18 protein-coding genes are annotated in these 24,096 nt (G+C 61.3%); 14 read left to right on the top strand and 4 right to left on the bottom strand.

Annotated elements, in window-relative coordinates; genetic code table 11:
• The first annotated feature begins 52 nt into the window (after positions 1-52).
• From H096_RS06835 to H096_RS06810, 6 genes are all read left to right on the top strand, one after another.
• A complete protein-coding gene (locus H096_RS06835) occupies positions 53-2,356 on the top strand; it encodes a YgiQ family radical SAM protein (protein ID WP_033897404.1) in 2,304 nt (767 codons plus the stop codon).
• Between the two features lie 108 nt (positions 2,357-2,464).
• Entirely contained in the window at positions 2,465-3,385 is a 921-nt protein-coding gene (locus H096_RS06830; protein WP_033897403.1) for a hypothetical protein, read from the top strand.
• Positions 3,382-3,831 (top strand): hypothetical protein, encoded by a 450-nt coding sequence (locus tag H096_RS06825; RefSeq protein ID WP_033897402.1) that lies wholly within the window; start codon positions 3,382-3,384, stop codon positions 3,829-3,831. Before H096_RS06830 ends, H096_RS06825 begins: the two co-directional genes overlap by 4 nt.
• Before the next feature lie 187 nt (positions 3,832-4,018).
• The gene (locus tag H096_RS06820) at positions 4,019-7,309 is read left to right on the top strand and encodes a transglutaminase family protein (protein ID WP_033897401.1); all 3,291 of its coding nucleotides are present in this window, start codon (positions 4,019-4,021) and stop codon (positions 7,307-7,309) included.
• Between the two features lie 147 nt (positions 7,310-7,456).
• A complete protein-coding gene (locus tag H096_RS06815) occupies positions 7,457-9,943 on the top strand; it encodes a circularly permuted type 2 ATP-grasp protein (RefSeq protein ID WP_033897400.1) in 2,487 nt (828 codons plus the stop codon).
• On the top strand, positions 9,943-10,833 hold the full coding sequence (locus H096_RS06810) for a transglutaminase family protein (protein ID WP_033897399.1): 891 nt from the start codon (positions 9,943-9,945) through the stop codon (positions 10,831-10,833). Before H096_RS06815 ends, H096_RS06810 begins: the two co-directional genes overlap by 1 nt.
• A 46-nt stretch (positions 10,834-10,879) precedes the next feature.
• On the opposite strand, the gene H096_RS06805 is transcribed toward H096_RS06810, so the two are convergent.
• The gene (locus H096_RS06805) at positions 10,880-11,062 is read right to left on the bottom strand and encodes a hypothetical protein (protein WP_033897398.1); all 183 of its coding nucleotides are present in this window, start codon (positions 11,060-11,062) and stop codon (positions 10,880-10,882) included.
• Between the two features lie 332 nt (positions 11,063-11,394).
• On the opposite strand from H096_RS06805, the gene azu reads away from it, so the two are divergent.
• Complete coding sequence (azu, locus tag H096_RS06800) at positions 11,395-11,841, top strand: azurin (protein ID WP_033897397.1); 447 nt, start codon at positions 11,395-11,397, stop codon at positions 11,839-11,841.
• A gap of 58 nt (positions 11,842-11,899) precedes the next feature.
• Here the strand turns inward: azu and nadE are convergent, their stop codons facing one another.
• The 3 genes from nadE to H096_RS06785 form a co-directional block, all read right to left on the bottom strand.
• Positions 11,900-12,727, bottom strand: coding sequence for an ammonia-dependent NAD(+) synthetase (gene nadE, locus H096_RS06795; RefSeq protein WP_033897396.1), 828 nt, complete (start codon positions 12,725-12,727; stop codon positions 11,900-11,902).
• A gap of 3 nt (positions 12,728-12,730) precedes the next feature.
• Positions 12,731-13,945 carry a nicotinate phosphoribosyltransferase gene (gene pncB, locus H096_RS06790; protein ID WP_016976927.1) on the bottom strand — a complete coding sequence of 405 codons (1,215 nt, stop codon included), beginning with the start codon at positions 13,943-13,945 and terminating at the stop codon, positions 12,731-12,733.
• 103 nt (positions 13,946-14,048) lie between these two features.
• Positions 14,049-14,945, bottom strand: a complete 897-nt coding sequence (locus tag H096_RS06785) for a LysR family transcriptional regulator (RefSeq protein ID WP_033897395.1) — start codon at positions 14,943-14,945, stop codon at positions 14,049-14,051.
• A gap of 154 nt (positions 14,946-15,099) precedes the next feature.
• On the opposite strand from H096_RS06785, the gene H096_RS06780 reads away from it, so the two are divergent.
• From H096_RS06780 to H096_RS06750, 7 genes are all read left to right on the top strand, one after another.
• Positions 15,100-16,590 (top strand): aldehyde dehydrogenase family protein, encoded by a 1,491-nt coding sequence (locus tag H096_RS06780; protein ID WP_033897394.1) that lies wholly within the window; start codon positions 15,100-15,102, stop codon positions 16,588-16,590.
• Between the two features lie 102 nt (positions 16,591-16,692).
• The gene (locus tag H096_RS06775; RefSeq protein ID WP_033897393.1) at positions 16,693-17,970 is read left to right on the top strand and encodes an FAD-binding oxidoreductase; all 1,278 of its coding nucleotides are present in this window, start codon (positions 16,693-16,695) and stop codon (positions 17,968-17,970) included.
• Between the two features lie 374 nt (positions 17,971-18,344).
• The gene (locus H096_RS06770) at positions 18,345-19,481 is read left to right on the top strand and encodes a branched-chain amino acid ABC transporter substrate-binding protein (RefSeq protein WP_010213577.1); all 1,137 of its coding nucleotides are present in this window, start codon (positions 18,345-18,347) and stop codon (positions 19,479-19,481) included.
• Between the two features lie 259 nt (positions 19,482-19,740).
• Positions 19,741-20,655, top strand: coding sequence for a branched-chain amino acid ABC transporter permease (locus tag H096_RS06765; protein ID WP_003188099.1), 915 nt, complete (start codon positions 19,741-19,743; stop codon positions 20,653-20,655).
• 2 nt (positions 20,656-20,657) lie between these two features.
• The gene (gene livM, locus H096_RS06760; RefSeq protein ID WP_016976932.1) at positions 20,658-21,935 is read left to right on the top strand and encodes a high-affinity branched-chain amino acid ABC transporter permease LivM; all 1,278 of its coding nucleotides are present in this window, start codon (positions 20,658-20,660) and stop codon (positions 21,933-21,935) included.
• The gene (locus H096_RS06755) at positions 21,932-22,807 is read left to right on the top strand and encodes an ATP-binding cassette domain-containing protein (RefSeq protein ID WP_028615532.1); all 876 of its coding nucleotides are present in this window, start codon (positions 21,932-21,934) and stop codon (positions 22,805-22,807) included. The genes livM and H096_RS06755 overlap by 4 nt, the downstream gene beginning before the upstream one ends.
• Positions 22,804-23,520 (top strand): ABC transporter ATP-binding protein, encoded by a 717-nt coding sequence (locus H096_RS06750; RefSeq protein ID WP_033897392.1) that lies wholly within the window; start codon positions 22,804-22,806, stop codon positions 23,518-23,520. Before H096_RS06755 ends, H096_RS06750 begins: the two co-directional genes overlap by 4 nt.
• Positions 23,521-24,096: the final 576 nt, after the last annotated feature.

The following is a 24,096-nucleotide window of genomic DNA, read 5'->3' as shown; positions in this document are numbered from 1 at the left end:
TTTGTGCTATATTCCGCGCCCGCGATTTTCCATCTCAACACCGGTCACCGTCATGCAAACAGCCAAGCCGTTATTTGACTATCCCAAGTACTGGGCCGAATGTTTCGGTCCAGCGCCATTCCTGCCGATGAGCAGGGAGGAGATGGATCAGCTTGGCTGGGATTCCTGCGACATCATCATCGTCACCGGTGATGCGTACGTTGACCATCCGTCGTTCGGCATGGCAATCATCGGCCGGCTGCTGGAGTCCCAGGGCTTTCGCGTCGGGATCATTGCCCAGCCGAACTGGCAGTCCAAAGACGACTTCATGAAGCTCGGCGAGCCGAACCTGTTCTTCGGCGTCGCGGCCGGCAACATGGACTCGATGATCAACCGCTACACCGCCGACAAGAAAATCCGTTCCGACGACGCCTACACCCCTGGCGGCATGGCCGGCAAACGCCCGGACCGCGCCAGCCTGGTGTACAGCCAGCGTTGCAAGGAAGCCTACAAGAACGTGCCGATCGTACTCGGCGGCATCGAAGCCTCCCTGCGTCGCATCGCCCACTACGACTACTGGCAGGACCGCGTGCGCAACTCGATCCTGATCGACGCCACCGCCGACATCCTGCTGTACGGCAACGCCGAGCGTGCGATTGTCGAGGTTGCCCAGCGCCTGTCGTGGGGCCATAAGATCGAAGACATTACCGACGTGCGCGGCACCGCGTTCATTCGGCGTGACACGCCAGCGGGCTGGTACGAAGTGGACTCCACGCGTATCGACCGTCCGGGCAAGATCGACAAGATCATCAATCCGTACGTGAATACCCAGGACACCCAGGCCTGCGCCATCGAGCAGGAAAAAGGTCCGGTGGATGACCCGGAAGAAGCCAAGGTCGTACAGATCCTGGCCAGCCCGCGCATGACCCGCGACAAGACCGTGATCCGCCTGCCGTCGGTGGAGAAAGTCCGTGGCGACGCGGTGCTCTACGCCCACGCCAACCGCGTGTTGCACCTGGAAACCAACCCAGGCAATGCCCGCGCCCTGGTGCAGAAGCACGGTGAAGTGGATGTGTGGTTCAACCCGCCGCCCATTCCCATGACCACCGAAGAAATGGACTACGTGTTCGGCATGCCTTACGCACGTATCCCGCATCCGGCGTATGGCAAGGAAAAGATCCCGGCCTACGACATGATCCGTTTCTCGGTAAATATCATGCGTGGCTGCTTTGGCGGCTGCACCTTCTGCTCGATCACCGAGCACGAAGGCCGCATCATCCAGAACCGCTCCGAAGAGTCGATCATCCGCGAGATCGAAGAGATCCGCGACAAGGTCCCGGGCTTTACCGGCGTGATCTCCGACCTCGGCGGCCCGACCGCGAACATGTACCGCATCGCCTGCAAGAGCCCGGAAATCGAATCCGCGTGCCGCAAGCCGTCGTGCGTGTTCCCCGGTATCTGCCCGAACCTGAACACCGATCACTCGTCGTTGATCCAGCTGTACCGCAGCGCCCGTGCGCTGCCGGGTGTGAAGAAGATCCTGATCGCCTCCGGCCTGCGCTATGACCTGGCCGTCGAGTCGCCGGAATACGTAAAAGAGCTGGTCACCCACCACGTGGGTGGCTACCTGAAGATTGCCCCGGAACACACCGAGGAAGGTCCGCTCAACCAGATGATGAAACCGGGCATTGGCAGCTATGACAAGTTCAAGCGCATGTTCGAGAAGTACACCAAGGAAGCGGGCAAGGAGCAGTACCTGATTCCTTACTTCATCGCCGCTCACCCCGGCACCACCGATGAAGACATGATGAACCTGGCCCTGTGGCTCAAGGGCAACGGCTTCCGTGCCGACCAGGTGCAGGCGTTCTACCCGTCGCCGATGGCCACCGCCACCGCGATGTACCACTCGGGCAAGAACCCGCTGCGCAAGGTTACCTACAAGAGCGACGCGGTGACCATCGTCAAGAGCGAAGACCAGCGCCGTCTGCACAAGGCCTTCCTGCGCTACCACGACCCGAAAGGCTGGCCGATGCTGCGTGAAGCGCTGACCCGCATGGGCCGTGCCGACTTGATCGGGCCAGGCAAGGACCAACTGATCCCGCTGCACCAGCCAAGCACCGACAGCTACCAGAGTGCCCGTCGCAAGAACTCGACGCCGGCTGGCAGCCATAAGGTCGCCAAGGAAACCACCACCAAGATCCTCACCCAGCACACCGGTTTGCCTCCTCGCGGCAGCGACGGCAGCAACCCGTGGGACAAGCGTGAGCAAGCCAAGGCCGCCGCCCAGGCGCGCAACAAGCAGGCCGCCAAGGAACGCAGCGATGCGGCCAAGGGCAAGGGCGGCAAGCCTGCGCGCAAGCCGGTGGTGCCGCGTTGATCGCAGCCTGAATATGCAAAACGCCAGCCTCGTGCTGGCGTTTTGCTTTCTAGGCGCTGGGTGGGCGGTTTGTTAAGGTGGCGCCCATTCAGTTCAAGGAAGAAAAACATGGCTAACCCCCTGGCCGGCATCGGCATGGATTCCAACCGCTCACAGTTCATGGCGCGCCAGCGCATCGAAAGCCAGATCAACCTGCCGCGCCTGTTTGCAGCCATCGACGCCGATCCCGCCATCGTCGGCGCGGGTGTCGTGTACATCGACGCCGATTTCAACGTGGTGACCCTGCGCGAATTCCAACCCATCTGCAGCATCGCGCCTAAGCGGTTGATCCTGCGTGAGGCGCAGAAGTACATCGCACCCACGCAATTCGCCCAGCAGGTGCAAGACAATCCACGCGAATCGCGATTAGTGGGCGAAGCGGTGAATACCACCTTGTCATGTGCTGGTGCGGTGATCGGATGGATTGTGGTGCTCAGTGGTTCGGTCGCGGTTCCGTTTTCGGCGGGGGCCAGTTCGGTGGTCGTCGCGCTCGGCTACACCGCCGCCGCCGCCAGTTCAGTGCAGTGTTTCGCCAGCGGCTATCGCACCGTGAATGAAATCCGCAACCCCGCCAAGAATGATCAGCTCGACAGCGAAGAGTGGTACCAATACACCATGATTGCGTTGGATGCCGCCTCGTTGGTCGGGGTGGGTGCATCGTCGCTGGCGACGCTCAAACTGGTCCGGCTGAACAAAGCGACCACCGGGAAAAGTGTGAGAGAGGTGCTCCGTGGCTTGAACCGTCAGGAGCGTGCCAAACTCACGAAGGAGCTATTGAGCATCAACGACCCGCGCCTCACGTCGAAGATGATCAAGTTGAAGCAACTGTCTGGCGAGCTGCCAAAGCGGTTTACGCCCACTGAGGTCAAGCACGCGACGGTGACGCAAATCAAGGATGCCTTGGGCGCTGCCATCGGTTTCACCGGCAGCGCGGTTTCGGGGAACGTGCGCACGATTGCCGTAGGGTTGTATGAGGAAGCCGAGCAATGAGCGAATTTCCCAGTATCCGCCGCTTTCTATCGACCTATTTTCCGGTGTTCATGGGGGCGATATTCGCCTCCATTTTTACCTTGGTGTTTGCGGTACCGCAGTTTTTCGACAGTTATTTACCCGGCCTTTCTATGGAGGACAACGCCAAGTATTCCTTCCTGGGAGGCATAGCACTCACCTTGGTCGTTGTGCATTGCAACTTCATGATTGCCCGTGGACATCCGCAGTGGGTATGGCCACTGGTAGGGCTACTGGGGCTCTGCTTTCTGGGTGTATTGCCCACCTTCAGTGATCAGCCGCACCGGTTCATGTTTGGCTTGGGCTTGCTGTTCCCGTTAATCGGGCTGCTACTGCTCAACAGCCAGCGCCACCGCGAAATGCGCCAGAAACTGCGCGAAGTGCGCCTCCTGCGTGAAGCCGTGATTGCCCGCCACAAATCCCTGTGATTGGGTAGATTCCCCACCCACCTTCACACCGACGCCACAAATATGTGCGTCACTTGCACCATGGCACCGCCGTTGGCGCTGTTTTGGTGCTGTACTGCACCGGGTCTTACGATAAAGCGCAATGACCGCCGCTCTGGCATAAGTCTTGCGCGCTTTGTTTCCATGCCCTGGCTCGCAGGAGGCCGCCGTGTCGATTCATGTCGCGTTGCACCACGTTACGCATTACCGCTATGACCGCGCTGTCGAACTCGGCCCACAGATCGTGCGCTTGCGCCCGGCGGCCCATAGCCGCACGCGGATTCTGTCCTACGCGCTGAAAGTGCTGCCCGAGCAGCATTTCATCAACTGGCAGCAGGACCCCCAGGGCAATTACCTGGCGCGGTTGGTGTTCCCGGAAAAGACTGACGAGCTGCGCATCGAAGTCGACCTGGTCGCTGAGATGGCCGTATTCAACCCCTTCGACTTTTTCCTCGAACCCTACGCCGAGAAAATCCCCTTCAGCTACGCCGCCGACGAGCAGCGTGAGCTGGCGCCGTACCTGGAAACCTTGCCGTTGACGCCGAAGTTCGCCGCGTACCTGGCGGGTATCGACCGCACGCCGCTGCCGGCCGTGGACTTTTTGGTGGGCCTCAACCAGCGCCTGGCGGCTGATATCGGCTACCTGATCCGCATGGAACCGGGTGTACAAACCCCGGAATACACCCTGGAAAACGCCTCCGGTTCATGCCGCGACTCGGCTTGGTTGCTGGTGCAGATCCTGCGTAACCTGGGGTTGGCGGCGCGGTTTGTGTCCGGCTACCTGATCCAACTCACTGCTGACGTCAAAGCCCTCGATGGCCCCTCCGGCACGGAAGTGGATTTCACCGACCTGCACGCCTGGTGCGAAGTGTATTTGCCCGGCGCCGGCTGGATCGGCCTGGACGCTACCTCCGGGTTGTTCGCCGGTGAAGGCCATATTCCGTTGGCGTGTAGTCCCGATCCATCCTCCGCCGCACCGATCAGTGGGCTGGTGGAGCCTTGCGAGTGTGAATTCACCCACGAAATGTCGGTTGAGCGGATCTGGGAGGCGCCGCGCGTCACCAAGCCCTACACCGAAGAGCAATGGCTGGCGATCCAGGCCTTGGGGCGTCAGATTGATGGCGACCTGCTCAAGGACGACGTACGTCTGACCATGGGCGGCGAACCCACCTTCGTCTCCATCGACGATCCCGACGGCGCCGAATGGAACACCGCCGCGCTCGGCCTGGACAAGCGCCGACTGTCCGCCGAGCTGTTCCAGCGAATGCGCAAGCACTACGCCCCGAAGGGTTTGGTGCACTTCGGCCAAGGCAAGTGGTACCCCGGCGAGCAATTGCCGCGTTGGTCGCTCAATTGCTACTGGCGCCGCGACGGTGTGCCGATCTGGCACAACAGCGCGTTGATTGCCGATGAGCAAGAGGACTACGGCGCGGATGGCGCACTGGCCGGGCGTTTCCTGGCCAGCGTCGCAGAGCGCCTCAAGTTGCCGGCGCGCTTTGTGTTCCCGGCATTCGAAGACAATTTCTACTACCTGTGGCGCGAAGGCGCGCTGCCGCAGAACGTCACCGCCCAGGACCCGCGCCTGAGCGACGACTTGGAGCGCGAACGCCTGCGCAAGGTGTTCAGCCAGGGCCTGGATAAAGTCATCGGCCAAGTGCTGCCGTTGGCGCGCACGGCGGCCAATGACCGTTGGCAAAGCGGGCGCTGGTACCTGCGTGACAACCACTGCCGCCTGGTGCCGGGGGATTCGCCGTTGGGCTATCGCCTGCCATTGGCCTCGCAGCCGTGGGTGACGGCGGCGGAGTATCCGTTTGTGCACCCGACTGACCCGAACCAGGATCAGCCGGAGCTGCCGTCCACCGCGCAGCTGCAAAGCCACGATGAGCCCGCGCCGAGCGATGAACGCGTGCCACAGGTGGACGAGTCCGCCGACTGGCTGACCCGCACCGCCCTGTGCGCCGAAGCCCGGGAAGGGCGCCTCTATCTGTTCATGCCGCCCCTGGAGCGTGTTGAAGACTATCTGGAGCTGGTGGCCGCCATTGAATCCACCGCTGAAGAGCTGCATTGCCCGGTATTGCTGGAAGGCTATGAACCACCCGCCGATACACGCCTGAGCAACTTCCGCGTGACGCCGGACCCGGGTGTGATCGAGGTCAACGTGCAGCCATCCGCCACCTGGGACGAGTTGGTGGAACGCACCGAATTCCTCTACGAAGAGGCGCGGCAAACGCGCTTGACCACCGAGAAATTCATGATCGACGGGCGCCACACCGGCACCGGCGGCGGTAACCACTTCGTGTTGGGCGGCGCGACGCCCAAGGACTCACCGTTCCTGCGCCGACCCGATCTGCTGCGCAGTCTGATCAGCTACTGGCACAACCACCCCTCGCTTTCCTACCTGTTTTCCGGCCTGTTCATCGGCCCGACTTCCCAGGCTCCAAGGGTGGACGAGGCGCGCAACGACACGTTGTACGAGCTGGAAGTCGCCTTCGCACAAATGCCAGAGCCCGGCGAAGAATGCCCGCCCTGGTTGGTGGACCGCCTGCTGCGCAACCTGCTGATCGACGTGACGGGCAACACCCACCGCGCCGAATTCTGCATCGACAAACTCTACTCGCCGGACGGCGCCACCGGCCGCCTCGGCCTGTTGGAGCTGCGCGCATTTGAAATGCCGCCCCACGCCCGCATGAGCCTGACCCAGCAGTTGCTGCTGCGCGCCTTGGTCGCGCGTTTCTGGCGCGAACCCTACGCGCCGCCGAAGCTGGCGCGGTGGGGCACGGAGTTGCACGATCGTTTCCTGTTGCCGCATTTCATCGAGCAAGATTTTGCCGATGTGATCGTCGAACTCAACGCCGCCGGTTATCCGTTGCGCGCCGAGTGGTTTGCCGCGCACCTGGAATTCCGTTTCCCCAAAGTGGGTGACTACGCCGTCAGCGGGATCGAACTGGAGCTGCGCCAGGCTCTGGAGCCCTGGCATGTACTGGGCGAGGAGGGCGCTGTGGGCGGCACCGTGCGTTATGTGGATTCGTCCCTTGAGCGCCTGCAAGTCAAGTTGACCGGGCTGCCCCCGCAGCGCTACCTGCTGACCTGCAACGGCATCCCGGTGCCGCTGCAAGCCACCGGGCGAGTCGGTGAGTTTGTCGCTGGCGTGCGTTACCGCGCCTGGCAACCGGCCAACTGCCTGCAACCGACCATCCCGGTGCATGCGCCGCTGGTGTTCGACCTGCTGGACACCTGGATGCAGCGTTCGCTGGGTGGATGCCAATACCATGTCGCCCATCCGGGCGGGCGCAATTACGACAGCTTGCCGGTGAATGCCAACGAGGCAGAGAGCCGGCGCATGGCGCGGTTTTTCCGGTTGGGGCATAGCCCAGGGAAGCTCTACGTGCCGAGCGTGGTCGTGAACGATGAACTACCGATGACCCTGGATCTGCGCCGCTTCCCCCATAAAAATGACTGAACGCGATCCTCTGTGAGCGCGAGCTTTTGTGGTGAGCGAGCTTGCCTCGCGCGGGGCAAGCCCGCTCACCACAAAAGCCGGGGCCTACAGGGGATTTGCAGTGTTTGTTGAGTTAATCTGAGCCCCCTTGCCTCTGCCGAGCGTTCCATGTCCGACTTGCTCGACCGTTACCCGCTGACCGCGGGCACCTATCACGAACTGCTGGATGACAGCGGCGCAGTGCGTGCCCATTGGCGACGCCTGCTGGACCACCTGCAACGCAGCACACCGGCGCAACTGGCCCAGCGCCAGGCATTGCTGACCCGGCAGATCCAGGAAAACGGCGTGACCTATAACGTCTACGCCGACCCCAAGGGCGCCGACCGCCCGTGGGAGCTGGATTTGCTGCCCCATGTGCTGGCGGCTGATGAGTGGCAGCACCTGTCGGCAGGTATCGCCCAGCGTGCGCGCCTGCTCAATGCGGTGCTGGCGGATCTGTACGGCCCGCAGCGTCTGATCAAGGAGGGCTTGCTGCCGGCGGAGCTGGTGTTCGGGCATAACAACTTCCTGTGGCCGTGCCAGGGCATCCAGCCGCCGGACGGTGCGTTCCTGCACCTGTACGCCGTGGACCTGGCGCGCACGCCGGACGGCCGCTGGTGGGTCACCGCCGACCGTACCCAGGCCCCATCCGGTGCCGGCTATGCGCTGGAAAACCGCACCATCGTGTCCCGCGCCTTCCCGGATCTTTACCGTGACTTGCAGGTGCAGCACCTCACCGGGTTTTTCCGCACCTTGCAGGAAACCCTGGCCCGCCAGGCGCCCGGTGATGACCAGCCGCCGCTGATCGTGCTGCTGACGCCCGGCCGGTTCAACGAAAGTTACTTCGAGCATCTTTACCTCGCCCGCCAGCTCGGCTACCCACTGGTGGAAGGCGGCGACCTCACCGTGCGCGACAGCACCGTATTCCTGAAAACCCTCAGCGGCCTACGCCGGGTACACGCGATCATGCGTCGACTCGACGATGACTTCTGCGACCCGCTGGAGCTGCGCACCGACTCGGCCCTCGGCGTGCCGGGTTTGCTGGATGCCGTGCGCCAAGGCAACGTGCTGGTGGCCAATGCCCTGGGCAGCGGCGTGCTGGAATCTCCGGGTTTGCTGGGCTTTCTGCCGAAGATCAACGAATTCCTGTTTGGTGAAAAACTGATTCTGCCGTCCATTGCCACCTGGTGGTGCGGTGAGGCGCCGGTGCTGGCCGAAGCGCTGGAGAAACTGCCGGAGTTGCTGATCAAACCGGCGTTTCCGTCGCAGAGTTTTGCGCCGGTATTCGGCCGCGACCTCAACGACGAACAACGCCAGGCCCTGGCGGAGCGCATGCGCGCGCGGCCCTACGCCTACGTCGCCCAGGAGCTGGCTCAATTGTCCCAGGCGCCGGTGTGGCACACCGTGGATGACCACCTGCAACACCGCGCCATCGGCATGCGCGTATACGCCGTGGCCAGCGACGACGGTTACCGCGTACTGCCCGGTGGCCTGACACGCGTGGCGGCCGAAGCCGACGCCGAAGTGGTGTCGATGCAACGCGGCGGTGCGAGCAAGGACACCTGGGTACTCGGCGAGCGCGCCGCCGGTGGCGAACACTGGCGTGCACAGCGTGCGATTGGCGCCCATGACCTGGTGCGCCGCGATCCCTATCTACCGTCCCGCGTGGTGGAAAATCTGTTCTGGTTCGGCCGTTACTGCGAACGCTGCGACGACAGCGCGCGCTGGCTGCGTATCGTGCTGGCGCGTTATGTGGATGGCGACGACCCGCTAGCCCTGCAGGCGGCCGTCGAGCTGGGCGAAAACCTGCGTCTGCTGCCGGAGGAGGGCGAATTGCCCGAACGCCTGCTGGCGGCGCTGCTCGGCGATGACTGGCCGTCGAGCCTGCGCGCCAACCTGCAACGCTTGCAGTGGGCGGCATCCCAAGTGCGCGGCAAGCTGTCCCGTGAGAACTGGCAGGCCCTGGTGGAGTTGCAGCGCGAAGCCATGGAGCTGGAAAGTGAGTCGCCGGATTTTGGCGAGTTGCTGGATTTCCTCAACCGCCTGGTGATGTCCCTGGCGGCGCTGTCCGGGTTTGCCCTGGATGATATGACCCGCGATGAAGGCTGGCGTTTCCTGATGATGGGCCGACGCATCGAGCGTCTGCAATTCCTGAGCAGCAGCTTGGCGGCCTTCCTGCGCGGTGTGGCAGTGTTCGATCAGGCCGGGTTGGAGTGGTTGCTGGAACTGGGCAACAGCAGCATCACCTACCGTTCGCGTTACCTGGCGGTGCCGCAGTTGATCCCGGTGCTCGATTTGCTGCTGCTCGATGAGCAGAACCCGCACGCAGTGTTGTTCCAGCTCAAGCTGGTGAGCCGCACGCTGCGACGTCTCAATGATGACTTTGGTGTGCCTCGGGAAACCGGCCTGGGGCCCTTGGTGGAACGCCTGGCGCGATTCGACCTGGGTTGCCTTGAGAACCCGTTGTTCGGCGAATCCAGCGTGCGTGCCGCGCTGGACGGCCTGGCCGACCTGCTGCAAGCGGTGGCCGATGAGAGTGGGCAAGTGTCGGATCGCCTGGCCTTGCGTCACTTTGCCCATGTGGATGATGTCAGCCAGCAAACGGTGTCGGTGTGATGAGTGCGCGCTACCAGATTTTCCACGATACCCATTACCACTACGACAGCCCGGTGTCCCTGGCCCAGCAGTTGGCGCACCTGTGGCCACGGCCGTGCGCCTGGCAGCGTTGCAGCTTGCAGCAGCTGGATATCAGCCCGGAACCGACCTCGCGCCGCGATGAGCTGGACGTGTTTGGCAACCCGATCACTCGGCTGGCATTCGAGCGGCCGCATGATGAATTGCTGGTGAACGCCGGGCTGACCGTGGAAGTGCTGGCGCGGCCGGTGTTGGACTTCCAGCAATCACCGGCCTGGGACCAGACCCGCGACAGCCTGACCTACAGCAGCCAACCGATGTCCGATGCGCTGATCGAAGCCTGCCGCTACCGCTTCGAATCGCCCTACGTACACCTGAAGAAAACCTTCGTCGAATTCTCCGAAAGCTGCTTTCCCCCTAGCCAACCGCTGCTATTGGGCGTGCAGGCGCTGATGGAAAAGATCTTCAGCGAATTCACCTTCGATGCCGAAGCCACCCAGGTCGCCACGCCGCTGGTGGAGGTGCTGGAGCGCCGTCGCGGCGTGTGCCAGGACTTCGCCCACCTGATGCTCGCCTGCCTACGCTCGCGGGGCCTGGCGGCGCGTTATATCAGCGGTTACCTGCTCACCCAGCCACCGCCCGGCCAGCCACGGCTGATCGGCGCCGATGCGTCCCACGCGTGGGTCTCGGTGTATTGCCCTGTCTCAGGTTGGGTGGATTTCGATCCGACGAACAATGTGCAACCGGCACTGGAGCACATCACCCTGGCCTGGGGCCGGGACTTTTCCGATGTATCGCCGTTGCGAGGGGTGATTCTGGGGGGAGGGAGCCATGACCCGGAGGTGCGGGTGACGGTGATGCCGCTGGAATAACAGTTGATTGTGCCGAGCCGGGCAGGCCGGCTCAGCACAAAGGAATTTATTCAGCCGGATCTTTTGGTGTTTCGGTCTCGTCGCTCGTTTCTTCACCATCAACATCGGCGTTCAGCCCATTGGCCTCTTCATCTGCAGCGGCTTTCTTGCGTTGCAGTTTTTCCTCTTTCTTCTGCTCCTTGGCCAAGTCTCTCTGACGTTTGGCGAAGGAGTAATTAGGTTTGGCCATGGGCGATCCTCTAGGGTCGAAGGTGAGGGTGGCGGCGCGCAGCTGCCTTGGGACGACATGGTAGCAGCTTCAGGGGGCGCTTGGCCTTCACTTACCGCAGGCGTAGGCGGCCAGCAGGCCGTTGAACAGTTGGTTGAGGTGCATGGCGCGGACTCCGATGGGTGATGAGCCGATCATAGCCAGGGGGTTGTACTTTGGCTGGTAGATTGTGTTGATAAGTCTGATAGCCTAAAGTTGTATACAATCTGTTGATTCAGATCATAAGAATTCCTGCCTGGTTCAGGCACCCTTGTCGCAATACGCGTTTTCTAAACCCTGCCTTGGAGATTCACATGTTTGCCAAACTCGTTGCTGTTTCCCTGCTGACTCTGGCGAGCGGCCAGTTGCTTGCTGCAGAGTGCAAGGTCACTGTCGACTCCACCGACCAAATGTCCTTCAACACCAAAGCCATTGAAATCGACAAAAGCTGCAAGACGTTCACCGTTGAGCTGACCCACTCCGGCAACCTGCCGAAAAACGTCATGGGTCATAACTGGGTGCTGACCAGCGCCGCCAACATGCAGCCGGTTGCTACCGACGGCATGGCCGCCGGCATCGACAAGGACTACCTGAAGCCGGGTGACGACCGCATCATCGCCCACACCAAGATCATCGGTGCCGGCGAGAAAGACTCGGTGACCTTCGACGTGTCGAAGCTGGCCGCCGGGACTGACTACGCATTCTTCTGCTCGTTCCCAGGCCATATCTCGATGATGAAAGGCACTGTGACCCTGAAGTAAGCCGACTCTTGTCGAAAAAAAAGCGCCTGTTCAGGCGCTTTTTTTGTGCTCGCTCATATCAAGGCGCAAACGGCATGACCCGCTTGTGCTCGGTCTTGCGATACGTGTCGCAGATGATCTTGAACGCTTCCTCACGCACCGGCTCGCCGTGCAGGAACGCATCGATCTCCGCGTAGGTCACGCCGTGTGACGCTTCGTCCGGCTTGCCCGGCGACAGGTCTTCCAGGTCCGCCGTCGGCACCTTCTCCACCAATGATTCCGGCGCACCAAAGTGCCGCGCAATCGCACGCACCTGGTTTTTCACCAGCCCGCTCAACGGCGCCAGGTCGCACGCGCCGTCACCGAACTTGGTGAAAAAGCCCATCACCGCTTCCGCCGCATGGTCGGTGCCGATCACCAGGCCACCGGCTGCGCCGGCGATGGTGTACTGCGCCACCATGCGCATGCGCGCCTTGGTGTTGCCCAGCACGAAATCGCGGGACACCGCGGCCTTGCCTTCAAACGCCGCCACTTCACTGGCCAGGGCTTTGACGGCCGGGCCGATGTTCACGGTGTGGCGCTCGTCTGGCTCGATAAAATCTACCGAGGCGGTGGCATCGATTTCGTCGAACTGGGTTTCGTAAGGCAGGCGCACGGCGATAAAGCGGTAAGCGTCATCACCGGTGCTGGCGCGTAGCTCCTGCATCGCGCGTTGGGCCAAGAGGCCTGCGGTCAGGGAGTCGACGCCACCGCTGATGCCCAGCACCAGCGTCTTGAGCCCGGAATTGCGCAGGCAGTCCTGGATAAAGGTCACGCGGCGGGCAACCTCGGCCTCAAGGGCGGCCTGGTCGTGGAACGGCGCTTGGACCTTGAGCTGTTCAGCAATCTCACGCTGTACGGCTTGCATGATTCACTCCTTGCTAGAGATGGCAGGTACTTTGAAAACATGACGCAAATAGGCGACGAAATTCGGGTCGGTGCAGTGGGTCTTGCCCGCTTCATCGGAGATCTTCGCGACGGGCTGGCCATTGCAGGCGGTCATTTTAAGCACGATGCTCATCGGTTCCACACCTGGAATGTCGCAGGTCAGGTTGGTGCCGATACCGAAGCTCACATTAATGCGACCGCGCAGCGCACGGAAAATCTCCAGGGCCTTGGGCAGTGACAGGCTGTCGGAGAACACCAACGTCTTGCTCATCGGCTCGATACCGAGCTTGTGGTAGTGGGCGATGGCTTTTTCTGCCCATTGCACGGGATCGCCGGAGTCATGGCGCAGGCCGTCGAACAGCTTGGCGAAGTACAGGTCGAAGTCGCCCAGGAATGCGTCAGTGGTGATGCAGTCGGTCAGGGCGATGCCCAGCAGGCCACGGTATTCGCGAACCCAGCAGTCGAGCGCGGCGATTTGGCTGTCGATCAGGCGCGGGCCGAGTTGCTGGTGGGCCATGATCCATTCGTGGGCCATGGTGCCCAGCGGTTTCATGTCCAACTCGCGGGCCAGGTGCACGTTGCTAGTGCCGACAAAACGGCCGGGGAAGTCGTGCTTGAGCACGCTGACCACTTCTTCCTGCACCCGGTACGAGAAGCGCCGACGCGTGCCAAAGTCGGCCACTTGCAGCTCCGACAGTTCATCGCTGCTGGCATTGGCGGTCAGCCAGTCGAACTTGCGGTACAGCTGCTCGCGGGCCTGTTCGAGGATCACGGTCTGGTAGCGGTAGCGGTTACGCACTTCGCTGACGATGGCCAGCATCGGCACTTCAAACAGGATCACATGCAGCCACGGCCCGCGCAGGCGGATGAATAATTCGCCGTTCTCGATACCGGTCTGCACATAGCGCAGGTTGAAGCGGAACAGCCCGAGAAAGCGCAAAAAGTCCGGCTTCATAAAGCTGATGCGTTCCAGGAAACCCAACTGGTCGGGGCTCAGGCTCAGCTCGGCGAGGCGTTCGATCTGGTAGCGGATCTCCGCCAGGTACGGGCGCAGGTCTTCGCTGTTACGGCAACGGAACTCCCATTCAACTTCCACGTTGGGGTAGTTGTGCAGCACCGCCTGCATCATGGTCAGCTTGTAGAAGTCGGTGTCGAGCAAGTTCTGCACGATGCGATCGGCAAACACACTCTCGCTCATAACGGGAATCTCCAGACGGGTCGGCGATGGGCGCCGACCTTTACGCACAATTAAGGAAGGGGGCTAGTGGCGCATAGACGTGGGTCGGTTTGCCAGTGTTTTTTCAGTCGGCATCCACCTGCTCCATCATCCACTTCACAAAATCGCGCACCTTGGGCACCTCCGCCGAATGCTCGGGGTAGGCCAGGTAATAGGCATCCTGGCTCGGCATTGCATGCTGCCAGGGGATCACCAGCTTGCCGTCGGCCAGTTCCTCTTCCACCAGGAATCGCGGTAGCAGCGCCACACCACAGCCGACTTGGGCTGCACGAATGCACATATAAAAGGTGTCGAACCGCGGCCCATGATAGCTGTGCTCGGTCTGGTAGCCCTGGCTGGCGAACCAGTCATGCCAGCCCTGGGAGCGTGAGGCGTTTTGCAGCAGCACCAGGTTGCTCAGTTGCGTGGGGTCGGTGAAGGGCTGCGCGGGCAAACTCTCGGGTGCGCACACCGGTACAAGCTCTTCGCTGAACAACTTCAGGCTCTCGGTGCCGGGGCGTGAGCCCTGACCGAAGTAGAACGCCATGTCGGCCTTGCCTTGCAGCAGCTCATCCGGTTCCTGTTCATTGCACAGGTCCAGGTGGATCTGCGGGTGACGCAGCCGCCAGCCCTTGAGGCGCGGCACCAGCCAGCGCGCGCCGAAGGTGTAGGGCGTGGAGACGCGCAGCACTTCGGTTTCGCCGCCGTAGGAGCGCAGGTAGTGCGTGGACATCTCCACCTGCGTGAGGATTTTGCGCACCTCCACCAGGTACAAATCACCCGCCGGGGTCATCTGCAAGCGCCGGCGCACGCGGCGGAACAGCAAGTGCTGCAGCAACTCTTCCAACTGCGCCACCTGCTTGCTCACCGCGCTCTGCGTGAGGTTCAGTTCCTCGGCGGCGCGGGTGAAGCTCAGATGACGGGTGGCGGCTTCGAAGCACTGCAGGGCGGTGATCGAGGGCAAATGTCTTTTGTTCAGCACGGCGTGCCTCTTTTTATGCTTTGCATGAATAAACGGAATGATATCTCGCCTAATCGTCGTTTGTTGGCAAGTCTTGGGCCAGCTACAAATAAGGCCTGGATCGCCGTGTCGGTGGCGGCGCAATTTTTCTGTTTGTAGATTGAAGGAGTGACCCATGGTTGCCGCATTGCTTGATCGTCTCGGGGTAAACCCGGCGCTGTACCAGTCGGGCAAGCAGCCCGTGCATTCGCCGATCGATGGCAGCCGTATCGGCAGTGTGCACTGGGAAGGTGCCGCCGAGGTGGAGCAACAGGTCAGTCGCGCCGAGCATGCATTCGAAGCCTGGCGCAAAGTGCCGGCACCGCGCCGTGGCGAACTGGTGCGCCAGTTCGGTGACGTGTTGCGCGAATACAAGGCCGACCTGGGCGAGCTGGTGTCCTGGGAAGCTGGCAAGATCACCCAGGAAGGCCTGGGCGAAGTGCAGGAAATGATCGACATCTGCGACTTCGCCGTTGGCCTGTCGCGCCAGTTGTACGGCTTGACCATCGCCTCCGAACGCCCAGGCCACCACATGCGTGAAACCTGGCATCCGCTGGGCGTGGTTGGTGTGATCAGCGCGTTCAACTTCCCGGTCGCCGTGTGGGCGTGGAACACCACCTTGGCGCTGGTGTGCGGTAACGCCGTGATCTGGAAGCCCTCGGAAAAAACCCCGCTCACTGCGCTGGCCTGCCAGGCATTGTTCGAGCGCGTGCTGAAAAAATTCGATGGCGCCCCGCAATACCTGAGCCAAGTGATCATCGGCGGCCGCGACGCCGGTGCTGCACTGGTGGACGACCCGCGCGTCGCGCTGATCAGCGCCACCGGCAGCACCCGCATGGGCCGTGAAGTGGCGCCGAAAGTCGCCGCCCGTTTTGCCCGCAGTATCCTGGAGCTGGGCGGCAACAACGCGATGATCCTCGGCCCAAGCGCCGACCTGGACATGGCCGTGCGCGCCATCCTGTTCAGCGCCGTCGGCACCGCTGGCCAGCGCTGCACCACTCTGCGCCGGCTGATCGCCCATGAGTCGGTGAAGGCAGAAATCGTCACCCGCCTCAAGGCCGCCTATTCCAAAGTACGCATCGGCCACCCGCTGGAAGGCAACCTGATCGGCCCGCTGATCGACAAGCACGGCTTCGACAACATGCAGGACGCCCTGGAACAAGCCTTGAGTGAAGGCGGCAAGGTGTTCGGCGGCAAGCGCCAACTGGAAGACACGTTTCCGAATGCCTACTACGTCTCGCCGGCCATTGTGGAAATGCCCGAGCAAAGTGACGTGGTGTGCACCGAGACTTTCGCCCCGATCCTCTATGTAATCGGCTACAACGACTTCAACGAAGCCCTGCGCCTGAACAACGCCGTGCCTCAAGGCCTGTCGTCGTGCATCTTCACCACCGACGTGCGTGAAGCCGAGCAGTTCATGTCGGCGGTGGGCAGCGACTGTGGCATTGCCAACGTCAACATCGGCCCGAGCGGCGCGGAAATCGGCGGAGCGTTTGGTGGCGAGAAAGAGACCGGCGGCGGGCGTGAGTCGGGTTCTGATGCGTGGCGCGGGTATATGCGTCGCCAGACCAATACCGTCAATTACTCGCTTGAGCTGCCATTGGCACAAGGCATTACATTCGATTGATTCCAGCCTCAAGTTGCAAGCTGCAAGCTCCAAGTTAGAAGCAGTCTGGCTTTTAGCTTGCCGCTTGTAGCTTGAAACTTGCCGCTGCTCCCAGGAGCAGATATGCAGACAAAATGTTTATGGGAACACCTCACCCCCAGCCGGCCCGACCGTGCGGCGCTCAAGGGCGAGGTCAAGGTGGATGTGTGCGTGATCGGCGCCGGGATCACCGGTTTGTCGGCGGCCGTTCATTTGCTGGAACAAGGTAAAAGCGTCGCCGTGCTGGAAGCTCATCGCACCGGCCATGGTGGTTCCGGGCGTAATGTGGGGCTGGTCAACGCCGGCATGTGGATCCCGCCGGACGAGATCGAAGCCGGTTTCGGCGAAGCAGTGGGCAGCCAGCTCAACCGTATGTTGGGTGCGGCGCCGTCCCTGGTGTTCAGCCTGATCGATAAATACAACATCGATTGCCAATTACGCCGTGAAGGCACCTTGCACATGGCGCACAACGCCCGTGGCGAGGCGGATTTGCGCAGTCGTGAAGCGCAATGGAAGCGCCGTGGCGCGCCAGTCGAGTTGCTTACCGGCCAGGCTTGTGAACAGGCCACGGGCACCAAAAAGATCGCCGCCGCCTTGTTGGACCGCCGTGCCGGCACCTTGAACCCGATGGCCTACACCAGTGGCTTGGCCAATGCTGCGGCGGGGCTGGGCGGGCAGTTGTTCGATCATTCGCCGGTCACTCAGCTTGAGCGCCAGGGTTCGCACTGGTCGGTGCAGACCGCACAAGGGTCAGTGCAGGCTGCACAGGTGGTGATCGCCTCCAACGCCTACACCGAGGGCGAGTGGACCGAGTTGCGGCGCAATTTCTTCCCCGGCTATTACTATCAGGTCGCGTCGGCCCCACTGACGGACGAGGCCGCCCAACAGATCCTGCCCGGTGGCCAGGGCTCATGGGATACGCGCCAGGTGCTGAGCAGCATCCGTCGCGACGCCGATGGCCGTTTGTTGCTCGGCAGCCTGGGCAACGGCAACCAGAAGCCCGCGTGGCTCCTCAAGGCGTGGGCCGATCGGGTGCAGCAGCACTACTTTCCGTACCTCAAATCGGTGCAGTGGGAGTTCACCTGGACCGGCTGTATCGCCTTCACCCCAGACCACTTGATGCGTCTGTTCGAACCGGCGCCCGGCCTTGTGGCAGTCACGGGCTATAACGGTCGTGGCGTGACCACCGGCAGTGTGGTCGGCAAGGCATTTGCCGACTACTTGTGTCACCAGAATCCCCAGGCGCTGCCGATTCCCTTCGCGCCGATGCAGCCATTGGCCGGGGTGGGCTTGCGCAGCTGCCTGTATGAAGCCGGATTCTCGCTGTATCACGCCGGCCAATGCCTGAGGATCGTGATCTGATCAGCGAAATACCGCTCAGAAGCCTGCATTTTCTTAGCAGGCTACTAATCTGTATTGGTGCAAGTCGTAGCAATCACGCACTGTAAATGTGCAGTTCCGTTACGCCGTTTGTTACAGCGCTAGGAACTGTCGTTTATAGGCGTGGTTGCAGGTGCGACCTGCCACGGTTGTACTTTTTGGATCCATTGGTTGCACCTCTGGACGCTAGAGGGTTGCACGTCCTGGCGAATGGAGCCGAAACACCTGAAATAACAATGACACCGTGTCTTTTTGAAGAATAAAAACGTAATGGCACGCGCCTTGCTCTGGGCTTTCAGTGAAAGGTTTGAATGCAAGTTGTCGTGCCAAAAATCAAAAATATCGGAGCACCACTCATGTCCCAGACGTTTTACAAGAAAGGTTTTCTGGCCCTCGCCGTTGCAGCGGCGCTGGGTGTTTCTACGTTTGTTCAAGCTGATGTGAAGATCGGCGTCGCGGGGCCCATGACGGGCGCCAACGCCGCTTTCGGTGAGCAGTACATGAAGGGTGCTCAGGCGGCAGCCGATGTGATCAACAAGGCCGGCGGCATCAACGGCGAGAAAATCGTGCTGGTAGCCGGCGATGATGCGTGTGAACCCAAACAAGCCGTGGCCGTGGCCAACCGCCTGGCCGACCAGGACAAAGTGATCGGCGTGGTCGGGCACTTCTGCTCCTCCAACACCATCCCGGCCTCCGAGGTGTATGACGAAGCCGGCATCATCGCCATCACCCCAGGCTCCACCAACCCACAAGTGACCGAACGCGGCCTGGGCGCCATGTTCCGCATGTGCGGGCGTGACGACCAGCAAGGCATCGTTGCCGGCGACTACATCGTCGACGTGCTCAAGGGCAAGAAAGTCGCGGTCATCAACGACAAGGACACCTACGGCAAAGGCCTGGCCGACGCCACCGCTGCCCAGTTGACCAAGCGCGGCGTCAAGCCGGTGCTGGAAGAAGGCCTGACCCGTGGCGAGAAAGACTTCAGCGCCCTGGTCACCAAGATCCGCTCCACCGGTGCTGACGTCGTGTACTTCGGCGGCCTGCACCCGGAAGCCGGTCCACTGGTTCGCCAGATCCGTGAAGCTGGCTTGAAAGACGTCAAGTTCATGTCCGATGACGGCGTGGTCACCGACGAACTGGTTGCCACGGCTGGCGGCGCGCAATACGTCGACGGCGTGTACATGACCTTCGGCGCCGACCCGCGCCTGCTGCCAGACAGCAAGGCCGTGGTGGAAGAGTTCCGTAAAAACGGCACCGAGCCGGAAGGCTACACCCTGTACGCCTACGCGTCGGTCCAGGCCTTGGCCGCTGGCTTCAACGGCGCCAAGTCCAACAAAGGCGAAGACGCCGCCAAATGGCTCAAGGCTCACCCGGTGAAAACCGTCATGGGCGAAAAAGCCTGGGATTCGAAGGGTGACCTGAAGATCTCCGACTACGTGGTTTACCAGTGGGATAAAGACGGCAAATACCACCAGCTGGAAAAACAGAAGTAAGCACCACGCCTGATCTTCTGTAGGCGCGGGCTTGCTGTGGCGAGGGAGCTTGCTCCCGCTGGAGTGCGTAGCACTCCCAAACCGTTCACCGAGCTACATCTGATGTACCTCGATCGCCCAGTTTGGGGCTGCTTCGCAGCCCAGCGGGAGCAAGCTCCCTCGCCACATTAGCGCGCTCCGACAGGAGTAAACCTCTGTTTTCCTCCAGAAGCGCCGCACACCCACCGGTGTGCAGGTGCTCACCGCGTGAGATTGCGTTATGGATGGTATTTTCCTGCAGCAACTGGTCAACGGCCTGACCCTCGGGTCGGTCTATGGCCTGATCGCCATCGGCTACACAATGGTCTATGGCATCATTGGCATGATCAACTTCGCCCACGGCGAGGTTTATATGATTTCCGCTTACCTCGCGGCGATCAGTCTGGCACTGCTGGCTTACTTCGGCATCGAATCCTTCCCGCTGCTCATTCTCGGCACCTTGATCTTCACCGTCGTCGTCACTGGCGTATACGGTTGGGTCATCGAACGTGTCGCCTACAAACCGCTGCGCAACTCCACCCGACTGGCACCGCTGATCAGCGCCATCGGTATCTCGCTGATCCTGCAGAACTACGCGCAGATCGCCCAGGGTGCCAAGCAACAAGGCATTCCCACCCTGCTGGCCGGGGCCTGGCGTGTCGATATCGGCACAGGCTTCGTTCAGTTGACGTACACCAAGGTGTTCATCCTCGTGGCGGCGTTTGCCGGCATGGCGTTGCTCACTTACATCATCAAATACACCAAGCTCGGCCGCATGTGCCGCGCCACCCAGCAAGACCGCAAGATGGCGTCGATCCTTGGCATCAACACCGACCGGGTGATCTCCTATGTGTTCGTCATCGGCGCCGCCATGGCGGCATTGGCCGGCGTGTTGATCACCCTCAACTACGGCACCTTCGACTTCTATGCCGGCTTCATCATCGGCATCAAGGCGTTTACCGCAGCGGTACTCGGCGGCATCGGCTCCCTGCCTGGGGCGATGTTGGGCGGGATCATCCTCGGTATCTCCGAGTCGTTGTTCTCGGGGTTGATCAACTCTGACTACAAAGACGTGTTCAGTTTCTCCCTGCTGGTGGTGATTCTGATTTTCCGTCCCCAGGGCCTGCTTGGTCGCCCACTTGTGGCGAAGGTGTAAACATGTCTGCTGCCAAACCCATCGATATCAAGAAAAGTGTGGTCGATACAGTCCTCGCCGGGCTGATTTCACTGGTCGTGTTCGGTCCGATCGTCGGCGTGGTCCTCGACGGCTATAGCTTCAACCTGGAACCGGCCCGCGTGGCCCTGTTGGTGGCCATCGTGATGGTCGGCCGCTTTGCCATGAGCCTGTTCCTGCAAACCCCTAAGGGCCTGAAGATCCTGCAGGGCTTCGAGAGCACCGGCTCCGGCGTGCACGTGCTGGCGCCGGACTACAAGTCGCGGTTGCGCTGGATCATCCCTGCACTGATCGTGATCGCCATCGTGTTCCCGATCTTCGCCAACAAGTACCTGCTCACGGTGGTGATCCTCGGCCTGATCTATGTGTTGCTCGGCCTGGGCCTCAACATCGTGGTCGGCCTGGCGGGCCTGCTCGACCTGGGTTACGTGGCGTTCTACGCCATCGGGGCCTACGGCCTGGCATTGGGTTATCAATACCTCGGCCTGGGCTTCTGGACGGTGCTGCCACTGGCGGCCATCGCGGCGGCGCTGGCGGGGTGCATACTCGGGTTCCCGGTGCTGCGAATGCACGGTGACTACCTGGCCATCGTGACCCTGGGTTTTGGTGAAATCATCCGCCTGGTGCTCAACAACTGGCTGTCGTTTACCGGTGGGCCCAACGGCATGCCGGTGCCATCGCCGACCTTCCTCGGCCTGGAGTTCGGCAAGCGTGCGAAGGATGGCGGGGTGCCCTTCCATGAGTTCTTCGGCATCGACTACAACCCCAACATCAAATTCCTGTTCATCTACATCGTGCTGTTCCTGGTGGTGCTGGCCGTGCTGTACATCAAGCATCGCCTGACCCGCATGCCGGTCGGCCGCGCCTGGGAGGCCTTGCGCGAAGATGAGATCGCCTGCCGTTCCATGGGCCTGAACCACGTGTTGGTCAAGCTTTCGGCGTTCACCATCGGAGCATCGACGGCGGGTTTGGCTGGGGTGTTCTTTGCCAGCTACCAAGGCTTCGTCAACCCGTCGTCGTTCACCTTCTTCGAGTCGGCGCTGATCCTGGCCATCGTGGTCCTGGGTGGTATGGGCTCGACGGTGGGCGTGGTGATTGCGGCGTTTGTTCTGACCGTCGCGCCTGAACTGCTGCGCAGCTTCTCTGAATACCGCGTACTGCTGTTCGGCGTGTTGATGGTGGTGATGATGATCTGGCGACCACGCGGGTTGATCCGCATCAGCCGGACCGGTGTGACCCCACGTAAAGGAGTGGCGCCATGAGCAAGGAAGTCGTCCTCTCCGTTGAGCACTTGATGATGCACTTCGGCGGCATCAAGGCCCTGAGCGATGTGAGCCTCAAGGTCGAACGCAACTCGATCTTCGCCTTGATCGGCCCCAACGGCGCCGGCAAGACCACGGTGTTCAACTGCCTCACCGGCTTCTACAAAGCCAGCGGCGGCAAGATCCAACTCAACCTTCGCGGCAAACAGACCGACGTGATCCAGTTGCTCGGCGAGCGCTTCCAGCCCACCGACTTTGTGTCGCCCAAAAGCTTCCTCAGCCGGGTGTACTACAAGATGTTCGGCGGTACCCACCTGGTGAACCGCGCCGGCCTGGCGCGGACGTTCCAGAACATTCGCCTGTTCAAGGAAATGTCGGTGGTGGAAAACCTGCTGGTGGCCCAGCACATGTGGGTCAACCGCAACATGCTCGCGGGCATCCTCAACACCAAGGGCTACCGCAAGGCCGAAAGCGACGCGTTGGACCACGCGTTCTACTGGCTCGAAGTGGTGGACCTGGTCGACTGCGCCAACCGCCTGGCCGGCGAACTCTCCTACGGCCAGCAGCGCCGCCTGGAGATCGCCCGTGCCATGTGCACGCGGCCGCAGATTATCTGCCTGGATGAACCGGCTGCGGGCCTCAACCCCCAGGAAACCGAAGCCCTCAGCGCGATGATTCGCCTGCTGCGCGACGAACACGACCTGACGGTGGTGCTGATCGAACACGACATGGGCATGGTGATGAGTATTTCCGACCACATCGTGGTGCTGGACCACGGCAACGTGATCGCCGAGGGCGGGCCGGACGCGATCCGTAACGACCCGAAAGTGATTGCCGCCTACCTGGGCGCTGACGAAGAGGAGCTTGTATGAACGGGCCTATCCTCGAAATGAAGGACCTGGACGTGTATTACGGCCCGATCCAGGCCCTGAAAAAAGTCTCGCTGCACATCAATGAAGGCGAAACTGTCAGCCTGATTGGCTCCAACGGCGCGGGCAAATCCACGCTGCTGATGTCGATTTTCGGCCAGCCACGGGCCGAATCGGGGCAGATTCTCTACAACGGCGTCGACATCACCCATAAGTCGTCGCACTACATCGCGTCCAACGGTATTGCGCAGTCGCCGGAAGGGCGGCGGGTGTTCCCCGACATGACCGTCGAGGAAAACCTGCTGATGGGCACCATCCCCATTGGCGACAAGTTTGCTCAGGAAGACATGCAGCGCATGTTTGAGCTGTTCCCACGGCTCAAGGAGCGACGTACCCAGCGTGCCATGACCATGTCCGGCGGCGAGCAGCAAATGCTCGCCATCGCCCGCGCGCTGATGAGTCGGCCCAAGCTGTTGCTGCTGGATGAACCGAGCCTGGGCCTGGCGCCGATTGTGGTGAAGCAGATCTTCTCGACGTTGCGCGAGCTGGCCTCCACCGGGATGACAATCTTTCTGGTGGAACAGAACGCCAACCATGCGCTGCGCTTGTCGGATCGGGCGTATGTGATGGTCAACGGCGAGATTCGCCTGACGGGCACCGGTAAGGAATTGCTGGTGAATGAGGAAGTGCGCAACGCCTACCTCGGCGGTCATTAACGAATAGATATTCTTGGTATGACCTGTGGGAGCTTCGGCTCCCACATTCATGTTGAGACTGTCCACAGAGCTTTCTGGAAATTGTGGAAAACAAATCCAGCCCCCCTCCAAAGCGCGACATATAGCCGCCGCAAATCCCTGTTTTGTCACAGTTTTGACTTGTCCCCATCCGCTGTGGAACCGGCTGTGGGTAACGTGGGAGTAGCTGGCTGTAAGCCAATGAATCCGAGGCTTGTAGCGCGGCGGTTGTTTTTTGATCAGGCGGTTTTTGGTCGCCGCTCCAAGCCTTTGTCAACCTGTTTAAAGACACAGGTATATGACCGAAATATGTCCCGCCAGCCTGTGGATAAGTCTGTGACTAAACTCTGGAAAGACCGCCGCAGAGGCCGGAATGACTGGCCTGGAGCCATCGTTCTGATTTTGCGATCGGCGACAGGCCTACATACGCCCCGGCCAAGGTCAAGCAAAAAACTTTCTAAAACCGCCTGTAGCCCTTGTGTATAGCGGCTTGGAGCATTTTGTAGTTGCCCCCAAAGACTGTGGGCGCAGTTGTGGATAACCTGCGCGCACATAGCT

The sequence above is a fragment of the Pseudomonas sp. FH1 genome, from assembly GCF_000510895.2.
GTDB lineage: Bacteria > Pseudomonadota > Gammaproteobacteria > Pseudomonadales > Pseudomonadaceae > Aquipseudomonas > Aquipseudomonas azotoformans_A.
Note: the sequence above shows the minus strand (reverse complement) of the source record. Positions and strands in the feature narration are given on the sequence as shown.